Annotated in this window: 13 protein-coding genes; 3 read left to right on the forward strand and 10 right to left on the reverse strand. The window is 57.3% G+C overall.

The window, feature by feature from the left end; translation table 11 throughout:
* Window positions 1–73 precede the first annotated feature (73 nt).
* Window positions 74–1,732 (forward strand): putative transporter, encoded by a 1,659-nt coding sequence (locus LQ945_RS13475; protein WP_044554305.1) that lies wholly within the window; start codon window positions 74–76, stop codon window positions 1,730–1,732.
* Window positions 1,733–1,768: 36 nt separating this feature from the next.
* Here the strand turns inward: LQ945_RS13475 and LQ945_RS13480 are convergent, their stop codons facing one another.
* Window positions 1,769–3,022: a valine--pyruvate transaminase gene (locus LQ945_RS13480; protein WP_044554306.1), complete on the reverse strand. Its 1,254-nt coding sequence runs from the start codon at window positions 3,020–3,022 to the stop codon at window positions 1,769–1,771.
* 134 nt (window positions 3,023–3,156) lie between these two features.
* Window positions 3,157–5,226: an alpha-amylase gene (locus tag LQ945_RS13485; protein ID WP_044554307.1), complete on the reverse strand. Its 2,070-nt coding sequence runs from the start codon at window positions 5,224–5,226 to the stop codon at window positions 3,157–3,159.
* A gap of 188 nt (window positions 5,227–5,414) precedes the next feature.
* Here LQ945_RS13485 and LQ945_RS13490 point away from each other — a divergent pair, with 188 nt between their 5' ends.
* Window positions 5,415–5,663: a CopG family ribbon-helix-helix protein gene (locus LQ945_RS13490; protein ID WP_044554308.1), complete on the forward strand. Its 249-nt coding sequence runs from the start codon at window positions 5,415–5,417 to the stop codon at window positions 5,661–5,663.
* Entirely contained in the window at window positions 5,653–5,940 is a 288-nt protein-coding gene (locus LQ945_RS13495; protein ID WP_044554309.1) for a type II toxin-antitoxin system RelE/ParE family toxin, read from the forward strand. Before LQ945_RS13490 ends, LQ945_RS13495 begins: the two co-directional genes overlap by 11 nt.
* Before the next feature lie 43 nt (window positions 5,941–5,983).
* Here LQ945_RS13495 and ghrB read toward each other — a convergent pair whose 3' ends face one another.
* The 8 genes from ghrB to LQ945_RS13535 all read right to left on the reverse strand — a co-directional run bounded on the left by ghrB (window position 5,984) and on the right by LQ945_RS13535 (window position 13,498).
* On the reverse strand, window positions 5,984–6,961 hold the full coding sequence (ghrB, locus tag LQ945_RS13500) for a glyoxylate/hydroxypyruvate reductase GhrB (protein WP_270100957.1): 978 nt from the start codon (window positions 6,959–6,961) through the stop codon (window positions 5,984–5,986).
* 166 nt (window positions 6,962–7,127) lie between these two features.
* Entirely contained in the window at window positions 7,128–8,396 is a 1,269-nt protein-coding gene (locus LQ945_RS13505; RefSeq protein WP_044554311.1) for an MFS transporter, read from the reverse strand.
* Between the two features lie 109 nt (window positions 8,397–8,505).
* Window positions 8,506–9,465 (reverse strand): sugar kinase, encoded by a 960-nt coding sequence (locus tag LQ945_RS13510; protein WP_269935228.1) that lies wholly within the window; start codon window positions 9,463–9,465, stop codon window positions 8,506–8,508.
* Between the two features lie 5 nt (window positions 9,466–9,470).
* Window positions 9,471–10,223, reverse strand: a complete 753-nt coding sequence (locus LQ945_RS13515; protein ID WP_270100958.1) for a sugar phosphate isomerase/epimerase family protein — start codon at window positions 10,221–10,223, stop codon at window positions 9,471–9,473.
* A gap of 183 nt (window positions 10,224–10,406) precedes the next feature.
* Window positions 10,407–11,423, reverse strand: coding sequence for a LacI family DNA-binding transcriptional regulator (locus LQ945_RS13520; RefSeq protein ID WP_270102987.1), 1,017 nt, complete (start codon window positions 11,421–11,423; stop codon window positions 10,407–10,409).
* 146 nt (window positions 11,424–11,569) lie between these two features.
* Complete coding sequence (locus LQ945_RS13525) at window positions 11,570–12,232, reverse strand: OmpA family lipoprotein (RefSeq protein WP_044554315.1); 663 nt, start codon at window positions 12,230–12,232, stop codon at window positions 11,570–11,572.
* A 268-nt stretch (window positions 12,233–12,500) separates the two neighbouring features.
* On the reverse strand, window positions 12,501–12,935 hold the full coding sequence (locus tag LQ945_RS13530; protein WP_270102988.1) for an N-acetyltransferase: 435 nt from the start codon (window positions 12,933–12,935) through the stop codon (window positions 12,501–12,503).
* Window positions 12,932–13,498 carry a DNA-3-methyladenine glycosylase I gene (locus LQ945_RS13535; RefSeq protein ID WP_269935230.1) on the reverse strand — a complete coding sequence of 189 codons (567 nt, stop codon included), beginning with the start codon at window positions 13,496–13,498 and terminating at the stop codon, window positions 12,932–12,934. Before LQ945_RS13535 ends, LQ945_RS13530 begins: the two co-directional genes overlap by 4 nt.
* Window positions 13,499–13,564: the final 66 nt, after the last annotated feature.

The raw sequence follows: 13,564 nt of genomic DNA on the forward strand, positions 1-13,564 counted from the left end.
ATGCCAAAATCCCTGTTAATTGTGTGACTTTGGCCGCAAACCGGTTGTTAAACTTCTGGCAAGGATGTGACCTATGAGCGAAATCGCCCTGACCGTCAGTATGTTGGCGTTGGTGGCCGTTCTCGGGCTGTGGATGGGTAACTGGAAGCTGTATGGGGTTGGATTGGGTATTGGTGGGGTGCTGTTTGGCGGCATTATCGTCGGGCATTTCGCCCAGAGCTGGCAGCTCAGTCTCAATGGCGACATGCTGCACTTCATTCAGGAATTTGGCCTGATCCTGTTCGTTTACACCATAGGTATTCAGGTCGGGCCCGGTTTCTTTTCTTCCTTGCGGGTATCCGGGTTGCGGCTCAACGGCTTCGCCATTTTGCTGGTGCTGGTGGGCGGAGTGGTCGCGGCGGGGGTTCACAAGCTGTTTGACGTCCCGCTGCCGATCATTCTTGGCGTGTTCTCCGGCGCGGTCACCAATACCCCTGCACTCGGCGCCGGGCAGCAAATTCTTACCGATTTGGGCTCAGATCCGGCAATGGTCGATCGCATGGGGATGGGCTATGCCATGGCCTATCCGTTCGGTATCTGCGGCATTCTGCTGGTGATGTGGCTGATACGTCTGTTTTTCCGCATCAATATCGAACGGGAGGCTCAGGCCTTTGAAAGCAGCCTGGGTAACCAGCGCGAGCTGCTGCAAACCATGAATATCGCGGTGCGTAACCCGAACCTGCAAGGGATGGCGATCAAGAATGTGCCGTTGCTGAACGGTGAGGATATTATCTGTTCACGCCTGAAACGCGGTGAGTTGCTGATGGTACCGGCGCCGCTCGAGAGGCTGGAACTGGGCGACTATCTGCATCTGGTGGGCAAACGTGAAAGTCTGGAAAACGCCCGGCTGGTGATTGGCGAAGAGGTCGACGTCTCGCTGTCAACGCGGGGGACGGAGCTGCAGGTGGTGAGGGCGGTGGTGACCAATGAAAAAGTCCTGGGCAGCAAAATCCGCGATCTGAACCTGAAGCAAAAATACGATGTGGTGATTTCGCGCCTCAATCGCGCGGGGGTCGAACTGGTGGCAGGCAGCAATGTGACGCTGCAATTCGGCGACATCCTCAACCTGGTTGGCCGACCGGAGTCCATCGAGGCGGTGGCGGCCATTGTCGGTAATGCCCAACAGAAGCTGCAGCAGGTGCAAATGTTGCCGGTGTTTATCGGTATCGGTTTGGGAGTGCTTTTGGGGTCTATACCGCTGTTTGTGCCGGGTTTTCCAGCAGCATTGCGCCTCGGGCTGGCCGGTGGGCCCTTGGTCGCGGCCTTGATACTCGGGCGTATCGGTAGCATCGGCAAGCTGTATTGGTTTATGCCGCCCAGCGCCAACCTGGCGCTGCGTGAACTGGGTATCGTGCTGTTTCTGGCGGTGGTGGGGCTGAAGTCGGGCGGTAACTTTGTCGATACCCTGATTAATGGCGAAGGGATGGTGTGGATTGGTTACGGGGCACTGATCACCGCAATCCCGTTGCTCAGCGTTGGCGTATTGGCGCGGACGGTGGGCAAGATGAATTATTTGACGCTGTCCGGCATGCTGGCGGGTTCCATGACCGATCCGCCGGCGCTGGCTTTTGCTAACGGTCTGCACCCGACCAGCGGCGCTGCCGCGCTGTCTTACGCCACGGTTTACCCTTTGGCGATGTTCCTGCGCATCATGTCGCCTCAACTGCTGGCGGTGTTGTTCTGGGTAATGTGAAGTTTTGGGGCGCCTTCTGCGCGCCCCATTCGAGGATCAGCCAGCTTCCTGATGAGCACGCTCAATCTCTTCCGCCAGTATCGCCACGCCACGTTCAATTTTCTCCGGATCTGGCACGTAGTTCATCCGCATGCACTGATGAGTATGCGGCCACTCATGCTCCAGTCCCGGAAAGAAGTAGTGGCCCGGCACCATCAGCACGCCGCGTTTTTTCAGACGCTGATACAGCAGCTCGGTGGTGATCGGCAGATCCTTGAACCACAGCCAAAGGAAAATAGCCCCTTCCGGTTTATGGATCAGGCAGCGTTCCGGCGACAGATAGCGGCGGATAATGCTGATGGTCTGTTCGACGCGTTGCTTGTAGAACGGGCGGATCACCTCGTTTGACAGCCGCAACAGGTCACCACGTTCGATCATTTCCGTTGCCATCGCCGGCCCCATGCTGCCTGGCGACAAGCTGATAATGCCGTTCATGTTGGTCAGGGCACCGATGGTTTTCTCATCGGCGATCACGATGCCGCAGCGCGAGCCGGGCAGGCCCAGTTTTGACAGGCTCATGCACAGGATAATGTTTGGGTTCCACAGCGGCGTAGCGTCACTGAAGATAATGCCGGGGAAGGGCACGCCGTAGGCGTTATCGATCACCAGCGGGATATTGCGCTGCTGCGCCAGCCGATCAAGCTTCATCAGCTCTTCGTCAGTGATCACGTTGCCGGTTGGGTTGGTCGGGCGTGACACGCAGATCATGCCGATATCGTCGCCGATATTCAGATGTTCAAAGTCAACGTGATACTTGAACTGGCCTTCCGGCAGCAGCTCAATGTTGGGCTTGGCTGAAACAAACAGCCCCTCGTCCAACCCGGCATCGGCATAGCCGATATATTCCGGCGCCAGCGGAAACAGCACGCGGCGACGGCTGCCGTCGGCATAGCGCCCGGCAAACAGGTTAAACAAGTAGAAAAATGCGCTCTGACTGCCATTTGTCAGTGCAATGTTCTGTGGCGAGATCTGCCAGCCCAGCTCATCGCGCAGCAAATTAGCCAGCGCTTTCAGCAGGGCGTCTTTGCCCTGCGGGCCGTCATAGTTACACAGCGCCTCGGTCAGTTTGCCCTGATCGAGCATGTCCTGGCACAGTTGTTTGAAGTAGCTTTCCATCTCTGGAATTTGCGCCGGATTACCGCCGCCGAGCATGATGGCACCGGGGGTGCGCAGGCCTTCGTTCAGGTCATCCATTAAACGGGTAATGCCCGCGTAACGGGTAAATTTGTCGCCGAAAAGTGAAAAAGTCATAGGTGCAACTGTATTGTTTTTAGCAGGTAATACCCCACCATACCGCCAGACAATTTCCGGTGCAATGCGGTTCATAAAACAACCATCGGGAGTAAACTTCACCCGATGGTTTTTTAGCAGCATATTTCTCTGAATTATCGTGACCGATCGCCGACCCAGGCCACCATCACTTTATCGTCGCCGAGCCGCCGGCTGAAAGCATAGTAGTGTGCCGTTTGCTGCGACTGCTGCGTGCCGGCACCGATCGCCGGGTGACGAGCGCGGAATTGACCCAGCCGCTGCCAGTGTGCCAACAGAGGAGCTTTGCTACCCTGCAACTCGGCCCAGTTCATATCGGAACGGGTCCCCTGCAACGGATCTGAGCCGGTGGGGCCCAGTTGACGGCCACTTTCATCGCCGTAGTAAATCTGCACCGCTCCGGGCGCCAACAGCAGCAGATCGGCGGCGCGCTGCTGTAGCGCCAGCGACCCTTTAGCATCGCTGGCAAAGAACAGCCGGGTATCGTGCGAGGAGATATAGCTCAACACGTTGAAATCCTGAAGCTTGTCGGCCATCTGCCGGTAGGTGGCGTCGATAGTGGAGAAACAGCCCAGTGCCTGGGAAGCCTGATCCTGGAAGTCAAAATTGATCATCGCGTCGAAGCCGTTCTGGTAATAGTCGCTTTTCATCACGCCATGGCCCCAGGCCTCGCCGGTCATCCAGAAAGGGGCGTCATCCAGTGCCTGTTGTGGATGGGCGGCTTTCCACTCTGCCAGAGCTGCGGTGGCGCGCTGTTTCAAGAGCGCCAGCGTTGGTTTTTCTACGTGCTTGGCGGTGTCGACGCGAAAACCGTCAATGCCGTAGTCGCGTACCCACTGGCTGAGCCAGGTGGTCAGGTAGTCTCGTGTGGTGGCGCCGGGAATATCCCGCGCGGCGGTATCGGGTTTATGGCGGTAAAACAGGGGCAGGCCACTGGCACCGGGCGCTTCAGTTTTGATGTCCGGAAGGAAAGCCAGCGACATGGTGAGATCGTTATAGCCCGGTGGATCGTAGTCACCGATATCGGTACGGATCCAGTTTTTGCCCCACCATGAGCTCCAGCCCGCTTTGTCGCTGAAGTTGATGTAATCGTTGAAGCTGTGCCAGTTTTGACCGGGGCCTGGCCGCCAGTCGCCCCAATGTTTACCCAGGGTTTTTTCGATTTCTTCCTCCTTCAGATACAGCGAACCGAATTGGAAGGCCTGCATATCCGCCAGCGTGGCGTAGCCGACGTGATTTACGACTACGTCAAACAGAATGCGGATGCCGCGTTGGTGCGCCTGATCGACCAGCGTGCGCAGCTCTTGCTCGCTGCCCATATTGGCATCGAGTCGGGTCCAGTCCAGCGCGTAGTAGCCGTGATAGGCGTAATGCGGGAAGTCCCCTTTGGTGCCGCCGCCGACCCAACCGTGGATCTGCTCCAGCGGTGAACTGATCCACAGCGCATTGACGCCAAGCTGTTGCAGATAATCCAGTTTTTTGGTCAGACCCGCCAGATCGCCGCCGTGGAAGGTGCCGATCTCCTGCATGCCGTCACTGCGGCGCCCGTAGCTGTGGTCGTTGGCCGGGTTGCCGTTCTCAAAGCGGTCGGTAAGGGCAAAATACACCGTGGCGTTGTGCCAATTGAAGGGGGCCGGTTTTTCACTGCCGGCAGATTCAAGTAACAGCAGTCCGCCGCTACCGGCGGCAGGTTGCAGGGTAATTTTGCCCTGGCTGACCTTCGCCGTTTGGCCTGAATAGAAATCGCGTACCGATTCGCCTTCGTCAAAGGTTGCCGCGACGTCAAGGGTGACCGGTTTACCGTCCCAGCGTTGGCAGGTGTGTGTGGCGGCGGCAGTGGCGGTTTCCGGTGCGGTTTTCAGACTGAGTTGTAACGTCGGCGTGCCGCTGCGCGTATCGATGCGCACCTGGTATTCCCCGGTGCGGAACAGCCGCCAGTTAACCGGCGGGTTATCGCCGCAGGGTTGCAGTGACAACGCTTGGTTCAGTTTGACCGGCGCAGCTGGCTGCCAGCATTGCTGGTCCTGGTAAATCTTCAGCGGCAGTTCGCCTTTGGGCAGCGTGGCGCGGCTGGTGAACAAGCCGTCGGCGGAAGTACCGTCAAAGGCCGGGAAGCTTTGCAGCGTCCAGCTTGCTATTACCGCAGGCGACAGCAGCATCAGCAGGGGAAGGGTCAGGCGTTTCATGGCTCTCCTTACGCGTGGCAGGAAGCGTTTTTATTGTAGGGTAATGCCCAGTGTGACGAACGATGAAAAAATAGCCTCATCCCGGCGCGAGATTTTCAGGGAGGAGAAGGCAGGGGGAGAGCGGAGGCTGTTATCCGGTGATTTTTTAATCTATATTACAATGTATACATTGTAGTGTGAGGTGATCTATGAGCGTGATGTCCGTTCGACTATCGGAAGATCTCAGTGAGCAGCTCGAGGCTTTGGCCAAAGCGACCGGCAGGACTAAATCGTTTTTGGCCGGGCAGGCTATCCGAGATTTCATTAACCGCGAAGCCTGGCAAATTGCTGAAACTCAGCAGGCAATCATTGAGGCGGATCAGGGTGATTTTGTTTCTGACGATGAAATGGAAACCCGCTTCAAGAAGATGGGGGTGATTGATAACGATGAAAATTAAATGGCTAAGGAAAGCCGCAAGCAATCTTGATGACGAATATGATTGGTTTTATCAAGAGAGTCCTCAGGTTGCGACAGAGTTTGCCAGGGAGGTCTTTCGCTTAGTGAATTTGCTGGTTTCAAACCCGGCCCTCGGCAGAGCTGGCAGGGTGATGGGCACCCGGGAAATCGTGATGAAAACCTTCCCGTACCTGATCCCGTACAGAATTAAAAACAATGAAATACATATCCTTAGAATATTCCATATGCGCAGGCGTGCGCCAAAAAAGTGTTGGTGATTTTGCATGGATGCCAGTTTTTTCTCACTGGCATCCATGAAAGTTACTTCTTCAACAGCTGCGGGTTGACGCAGTTTTCTGTGACCTTGCCGGTCAGTGCGGCGATCAGGTTGTCCACGGCGCAGGCGGCCATGCCGTAACGGGTCTCATGGGTCGCAGAACCGATGTGCGGCAGCGCCACGACGTTCGGCAACGTCAACAGCGGTGAAGAAACCGGCAGCGGTTCCTGTTCGAACACGTCCAGCCCGGCGGCATGAATAGTGCCGTTTTGCAGCGCCTCAACCAGCGCCACCTCATCAACCACGGGGCCGCGGCCGGCGTTGATCAGAATGCCGCTCTTTTTCATTTTCGCCAGTTGGTCACGGCTGATCATATGGAAAGTTTCGTCGGTCAGCGGCAGCGTAATGCAGATGAAATCGGATTCGGCCAACAGGGTATCCAGGTCACAGCGGCGGGCATTAAAACGCTGCTCCGCTTCTTCATGAGTGCGACGGGCGTTATACAGCACCGGCATGCCGAAGCCGAAATGAGCACGTTGCGCCAGCGCCAGACCAATACGGCCCATGCCGAGGATGCCGATGGTTTTGTGGTGCACGTCAACGCCAAACCAGTCTGCCCCGATACTGCCTTGCCATTCGCCGGCTTTCACCCGCTCGGCCACTTCTACCACTCGACGAGCTGTCGCCAAAACCAGGCTCATGATGGTGTCGGCGACGGTTTCAGTCAGCACGGTTGGGGTGTGCATCAGCAGCACGTGATGGGCATTAAGCGCGTCAACGTCGAAATTATCGTAACCGACGGAAATGGTTGAGGCCGCGCGCAGTTTGGGTGCCTGCTGCAAGAAAGCCTCATCAATTTTGCCGCCGGAACCGATGATCCCTTCTGCCTGCTGCAGCGCCTGGCGCAGCTCATCGCGGTTTTCCGGGTTTAGCCCGTTGAAGGCATGCACGGTGAAGTGCTGTTCCAGTCGTTCACGCAGATCGGTGGGAATGCTTTTGTATAACACGATAGAAGGCTTCATCACTTACTCCAGCAATACCCTTCGTCTTTCAGACTGCTGCGTTGTTAACGGCTCGAACTTCCCCCAGTGACTTACTTAAGTAAGCGCCTGGGGGAAGTTCGTTTGTCGCCTGGCTGCGGCCTGAAAGCCATTGGGTATATTCAACAGAACATAAATTATAACGAGACTAAGCCAGCTGTGGGTGAGCCTCGTTGCGAGCGGGTTTGACGATCAACGTGACGAACACGGCGACCAGCAGCGCAATGGCCATGAACATATAGGAAGCCGCGGGGCTGCCGGTCGCGCCGTTGAGGTAACCGACGAACCAGGAGCCAAAGAAAGAACCCAACGCCCCCATGCTGTTGATCAACGCCATGGCGCCGCCGGCGACGTTTTTCGGCAGCATCTCGGGAATGATGGCGAAGAACGGACCGTAAGGGGCGTACATTGCCGCACCGGCAATCACCAGCAGGGCATAAGAGACCCAGAAGTGGTTGGCACCTACGGCATAAGAACCAAAGAACGCCAGCGCGCCAACCAGCAGCAGCGGCCAGACGAACAGCTTACGGTTTTGCATTTTGTCCGAAGCCCAGGACACCAGGATCATGGCGATGGTCGCCGCCAGGTAAGGCACCGCCGACAGCCAGCCGGCCTCCACCATGCCCATTTCCATGCCGCTGCGCAGGATGGAAGGCAACCACAGCACGAAGCCATACACGCCAATGCTCCAGGCGAAGTACTGGACACAAAGCAGGATCACGTTGCGTGAGCGGAAGGCTTCGCTGTAGTTACGCACCGCTTTGATGCCTTTCTGCTCTTCTTCCAACTGCTGCTGCAGGGCCAGCTTTTCGTCATCGCTCAGCCATTTGGCCTGCGCCGGTTTGTCTTTGACCAGCACCCACCAGCAGAAGGCCCAGATCACCGCAGGAATGCCTTCAAAGATGAACATTTCACGCCAGCCGTAGGCATGGATCAGGTAGCCGGAAACCACCGACATCCACAGCACGGTGACGGGGTTACCGAGGATCAGGAAGGTATTGGCACGCGAACGTTCGGACTTGGTGAACCAGTTGCTGATGTAAATCAGCATGGCTGGCATCACCGCGGCTTCCACCACGCCGAGAATAAAACGGATCGCCGCCAGCATCGGGATATTGCTGACCATGCCGGTCAGCGAGGCGCAGGCGCCCCACAGGATCAGGCACCAGAAAATCAGTTTTTTAACGCTGCGGCGTTCGGCATAGATCGCGCCCGGGATTTGGAAAAAGAAATAGCCGAGGAAAAACAGTGCGCCCAACAGCGAAGACATGCCTTTGGTGATGCCCAGGTCATCATTGATGCCGGCCGCAGAGGCAAAGCTGAAGTTGGCCCGGTCGAGATAGGCCAGGCTGTAGGTGATAAACACGATGGGCATGATGTACCACCAGCGTTTAGCCGCGATAGTCGCTTTGGTCATGTTCAGATTCCTTCAGTGGTGTCGTAGTGCTCTCCCGGCGGATCTGGTTGTAGGGCCAGAGGCATCAGCCGTTCGGAGAAGGCTATTAACTGATATTGTTTTGTTATATTTATTCAGCCAGTGCCGCGCGGGTCGGCAACCCTTCGCTGTCGCCGATGGCCTGAATGGCCAGCGAGCCGATTTTATTGCCGCGTTGCACCGCCTGTTTCAGCGTGTTGCCTTCCAGCAGGGCGCTGATGGTCCCGACGGCAAAGCCGTCTCCTGCCCCTACGGTATCCACCACATTGCTGACTTTAATTGCGGCTACCGCCGCCTGATCGCCCGCTGCGGTTTTAAACCAGGCGCCGTCCGGGCCAGTTTTAATGATCACCGCCTGTACGCCACGCTCCAGATAAAAATCGGCAATCCCTTCCGGTGTCGACTGGCCGGTAAGAATTTGCCCTTCTTTCAGCCCCGGCAGCACCCAGTCGGCGGCAAACGCCAGCTTGTTCAGCTGCTCGATCATCACCTGTTGGCTGGACCACAACACCGGGCGCAGATTGGGGTCAAATGAAATGGTTTTTCCCATCGCCCGCATCTCGCGCGCCGCGTGGTTGCACAGCGCCAGCGATTGGCCGGACAGCGCTGCCGCCACGCCGCTCAGGTGCAGGTGGCGTGCGGAACCGAAGTAATCGCGGCTGAAGTCGTCGACCGACAGGTGGCTGGCCGCCGAGCCCTTGCGGAAATACTCAACACTGGGATCGGTACCATCGGTGGTTTTAGATTTGATCTGAAAGCCGGTCGGATAATTAGCATCTACCGTCACTTGCTGGGCGTTGATGCCTTCTTTTTTCAACTGCTGCAGGGTGAAGCGGCCGAAAGTGTCGTTGCCGACGCGGCTGACCCAGCCGACGTTCAGCCCCAGGCGAGCCAGGCCGATCGCGACGTTCAGCTCGGCGCCGGCAATGCGTTTGGTGAAGTTGTCCACTTCCGCCAGGTCGCCGGTTTGGGTTGCCACGAACATCGCCATGGCTTCACCCAGAGTGACGACGTCCAGTTGCGCGCGATGCGCGGTAGTCAGCGTTGTCATGATATTTACTCCGCGCGCAAAAGGTTAACGTAGTAGCGGGTCACGTCTTCCAGACTGTCACCTTGCAGTGGGAATTCAATGCCGCGTGGTGCGTCCAGCGGCAGGTGAGTCAGCAGATCGCGCCATTTGCCGTCGCTGTCATCCAGCGCCACGGCACGCCAGCCTTTCAGGCTATGAGTGGCGGCTTTAACGTGAACGTAGCTGACGTGGCGGGCCAGGCGATCGGCGGCGGCGAAGGCGTCTTGCCCCACCCAGTGCCAGTTGGCCATGTCGAACGTCATGCTGACCGGCAGACGGTTATCTTCTGCGGCGTGGAAAAAGGCGTTGAGCAGCGACAGAATGCCGCAGTCAGGCGTTTGATCGTTCTCGACCACCAGGCTGACCGGATGTTGCTCCAGTGCCACTTTCAGTTCGGTAAAGTCGAAGCCCGGCTGGTAATGGCCCAGAGAGAGTTTCAACTGACGCGCGTTCAGGGTCTGGGCTTCCGCCAGCAGTGCCGGCAGGTTCGGGTTGAGCGTATGCTGTGGGGTAAACAGAGCCTCAGGCGCAGAGTAAACGGCAAACAGCTGCTGTTGTTCGATGGCCTGAGCCAGTGCCGGCAGGTTTTCCAGCTCTTGAGCAGAAAACAGTTCGCGGCGGATCTCTACACCGTCGGCGCCGGCATCGGCAATGATCGGCAATAATGCGGCCTGGCCGCCGAGCTGTTGGACGGTATCGGTGCCGTAGGCACCGGTCACCACGATAATTTCTCTTGTCATTTTTTGCTCCTGAGGTGGCGTTATCCCACCGCTGCTGTTAACCACACGTTAAATGGTACCGGTTCCAGGCGAAAGCGACAGAGTGTAAAAATATGATCGCAATCACGAACATGAGCAAAAAATAGTCTGGGGAGAAGTTGGCTGGGGCGCCGTATGTCGCGCCCTGAGCGGGAAAGAAGGGGACTATCGGGTGGTGGAGCCGCGCACGATCAGTTCACCGGGGAACATCTGCTCGCTGATGGGGGTATCCAGACCCTGAATGCGTTGCACCAATTGCTCTAGCGCGGCGTGGCCCATTTGATAGGTCGGCTGTTTCAGCGTGGTGATGCCCACGCCGGCCAGTTCGGCCCATTCCAGTTCGTCAAAGCCCAGCAGGCCTATATCGCTGCCCCATTGGATACCCAGTCGACGCATGGCGCGCGCTACCTGTAGCGTCAGCGCACCGTTGGCGGAAATCACCGCTTTGCGCATGCCGCGATGGCGGGTATTAAAATCGCCGAGCACGTCTTCCAGAAGCTTGACGTCGTTCAGCGGGACTTCGGCCTGCTCGGCCAACAGCCCGGCATGTTGCGCCATGGTTTGGTTAAACGCGTGCAGCCGTTCCAGACGGGTATTGACCGTGCCAATGGGCTCGCTGAGAAACAGAATGGCTTCGAAACCTTGTTGCAGCAGGTGTTCCGTGGCGGTCGTGGCGGCTTCGTGGTTGTTGAGGCCCACCACATCGCAGGCGAAATCATGAATTTTTCGGTCGATCAGTACCATCGGCAGCATGGATTGTTGCAGCGTCGATAACGCCTCTTCGCGCATACCGACGGCGTTGACCACAATGCCCTCTACCCGGTAGCTGCTGAGCAGTTGCAGGTAGTGCTGTTCCTGATTGACCTCGTTGTTGGTGTTACACACCAGCAGGGTAAAGCCGTGCTGACGGCAGGCGGCTTCTATGCCGCGCATGACGTCCACCGAATAGGGGTTGGTTATATCGGCGATGATCAGGCCAATCAGCCGCGTCTGTCCGCCTTTCAGGCTACGCGCCATCTGGCTTGGACGGTAGTCGAGCTGGAGGATAGCCTGCTCGATGCGCTGTTTGAGAGCGTCAGAAAGCAGGTGCTGCTCACCATTCAAGTAGCGCGATACGCTGGTTTTACCGGTCTTGGCGGTTTTCGCCACATCGCTGATGGTGGCCCGCCCCGAGGCGCGCATTGCCTTAACACTGCTCACAACCGATCTCCCCTGAGGTTAATTGCCAAGGAGACTATCACACAGAATGTATAGCCGGGAATGTTGAATGGGATACGGGAAGGGGATCGACAGGATAAAAATGGCGGGGCGTTGTGCCCCGCAAGGGATTATTGCAGCGGGCTGAGGGTGATCTCGACGCGACGGTTTTGCGCCTTGCCTTCTGCCGTGCTGTTGGAAGCGATCGGATTGTCCGGACCTGCCCCGGTGGTGCGAATGCGGTTAGCCGCCACGCCCTGGGTGATTAACGCGCTGCCAACGCCGTCGGCACGTTGCTGGGACAGGGTCATGTTCAGTGAGCGGGAGCCGGTGCTGTCGGTGTAGCCGACCACGTTAACCGCCGTTTTCGGGTATTCCTTCAGGACCATGGCAACGCCGGTCAGGGTGTTGGCGCCTGCTGGTTTCAGGGTGGCGCTGCTGCTGTCAAAGGTGACATTGTTCGGCATGTTCAGAACGATATTGTCGCCCTGACGGGTAACGCTGACGCCGGTGCCTTTCATTTTGTCGCGCAGCTTGGCTTCCTGCACGTCCATGTAATAGCCGGCACCGCCGCCCAATGCCGCACCGGCCGCTGCGCCGATCAGTGCGCCTTTGCCGCGGTCTTTTTTCGACGAGGACAGCATGCCTACGCCGGCACCCAGCGCGGCGCCCAGGCCTGCGCCAATGCCGGATTTACCGGCTTCGGATTCCCCGGTGTACGGGTTGGTGGTACAGGCTGACAGCGTGAGCGCCACGCTCACCGCGCCGGCAATAATCGCAATGCGTTTTTTCATCTTTTTTCCTTTGTGGCATCAGAATCTGGGTGCGCCAATCCAATTTGGGGGGCGCTAAAAAACCGTTGTCGGCACGCCAAGACGTACCGAAGCGCTACTATGACGCGGATACTTTCCGGCAGTTCCGGAAAAAAACGTGACAAAATATAAGCGGATAACGGGCTTGAGCCTGTTATCCGGCAAAAAGCGAGGGAATACCATGCAGCGGATTCTGAATTGAACGCATCCCGGTGTGGGATGCGCCTTTTTTAGCCGGAAGTGACAAGATTTAGACTGCGGAAGGCCAGTTCATGATTAAGGTATAGGCCTGAGTTTCTTCGTTAAACAGACGCTGCGTCACCTGAAAACCCAGCTTGTGGTAGAACGCGCAGGCGCGCAGGTTTTGCTGATACACCTCCAGGCTTAGCTGGGGATAGCGCTGTTGTACGTGCGCCATCAGTGCCTGCCCGACGCCGCGGCCATGAAAGGCCTGTTCAACGAACAGTGCGCCAATAAAGCGTTGATCCAACACGCTGATAAACCCGACGATTTCCCCTTGATGCCAATAGGCCCAGCTTTGCGCTCGCGGCAGATAGTTTTCCCGCACCAGCGTCGCGCTTTCTTGCCAGTAACTTTCCTTGACGAACGGGTGCGCAGCAATGGTGCTGGGCAACCACAAGGCCATTAACCGCTCCATGTCTGCCGGTTGGCAGGGGCGGATCACTGCGGCTTTGGGTAGCAGAGGCACCCTGTCAGATGATCGTTCACCAGCCCGCTGGCCTGCATAAAGGCGTAACAGGTGGTGGAGCCGATAAATTTGAAGCCGCGTTTTTTCAGTGCCTTGGACAAGGCGTCCGAGCGCTCGGTTTTCGCCGGCACCTGGCCCAGCGTCTGCCAGCTGTTGAGCTGTGGTTCTCCGTCGACAAAGGACCAGATGAAAGTGACAAAATCCTCCCCGGCCGCCTCCATCGCCAGATAGGCTTTGGCATTGGCGATGATGGCTTCAATTTTTCCCCGGTGGCGGATAATGCCGCTGTCCTGCAGCAGCGTTGCTATCTCCTGTTCATCGATAGCGGCCACCCGTTGCGGATCGAAGTTGTGAAAGGCGCGACGGTAATTTTCACGCTTTTTCAGCACGGTGATCCAGGAAAGCCCAGCCTGCTGCCCTTCCAGACAGAGCATTTCAAACAGCTCGCGCGCATCGGTTGTCGGTGCGCCCCATTCCTTGTCGTGATACTCGAGATATAACGGATCCGCCGTCACCCAACCGCAACGTTCGTTGGTCATACTGACTGTCCTTGTGCTGTGTTTATTTACAGTAATCATTACCTGAAGTGATGAACTTGGCAAGCC

It is taken from the genome of Serratia liquefaciens (assembly GCF_027594825.1).
GTDB classification, from domain to species: domain Bacteria; phylum Pseudomonadota; class Gammaproteobacteria; order Enterobacterales; family Enterobacteriaceae; genus Serratia; species Serratia liquefaciens_A.

Coding starts and splice junctions, on each gene's coding strand:
- LQ945_RS13515 (WP_270100958.1), bottom strand. CDS start 10,223: ATGACAAGAGAAATTATCGTGGTGACCGGTGCCTACGGCACCGATACC.
- LQ945_RS13485 (WP_044554307.1), bottom strand. CDS start 5,226: ATGAAACGCCTGACCCTTCCCCTGCTGATGCTGCTGTCGCCTGCGGTA.
- LQ945_RS13525 (WP_044554315.1), bottom strand. CDS start 12,232: ATGAAAAAACGCATTGCGATTATTGCCGGCGCGGTGAGCGTGGCGCTC.
- LQ945_RS13505 (WP_044554311.1), bottom strand. CDS start 8,396: ATGACCAAAGCGACTATCGCGGCTAAACGCTGGTGGTACATCATGCCC.
- LQ945_RS13480 (WP_044554306.1), bottom strand. CDS start 3,022: ATGACTTTTTCACTTTTCGGCGACAAATTTACCCGTTACGCGGGCATT.
- LQ945_RS13490 (WP_044554308.1), top strand. CDS start 5,415: ATGAGCGTGATGTCCGTTCGACTATCGGAAGATCTCAGTGAGCAGCTC.
- LQ945_RS13520 (WP_270102987.1), bottom strand. CDS start 11,423: ATGCGCGCCTCGGGGCGGGCCACCATCAGCGATGTGGCGAAAACCGCC.
- LQ945_RS13535 (WP_269935230.1), bottom strand. CDS start 13,498: ATGACCAACGAACGTTGCGGTTGGGTGACGGCGGATCCGTTATATCTC.
- LQ945_RS13495 (WP_044554309.1), top strand. CDS start 5,653: ATGAAAATTAAATGGCTAAGGAAAGCCGCAAGCAATCTTGATGACGAA.
- LQ945_RS13475 (WP_044554305.1), top strand. CDS start 74: ATGAGCGAAATCGCCCTGACCGTCAGTATGTTGGCGTTGGTGGCCGTT.
- ghrB (WP_270100957.1), bottom strand. CDS start 6,961: ATGAAGCCTTCTATCGTGTTATACAAAAGCATTCCCACCGATCTGCGT.
- LQ945_RS13510 (WP_269935228.1), bottom strand. CDS start 9,465: ATGACAACGCTGACTACCGCGCATCGCGCGCAACTGGACGTCGTCACT.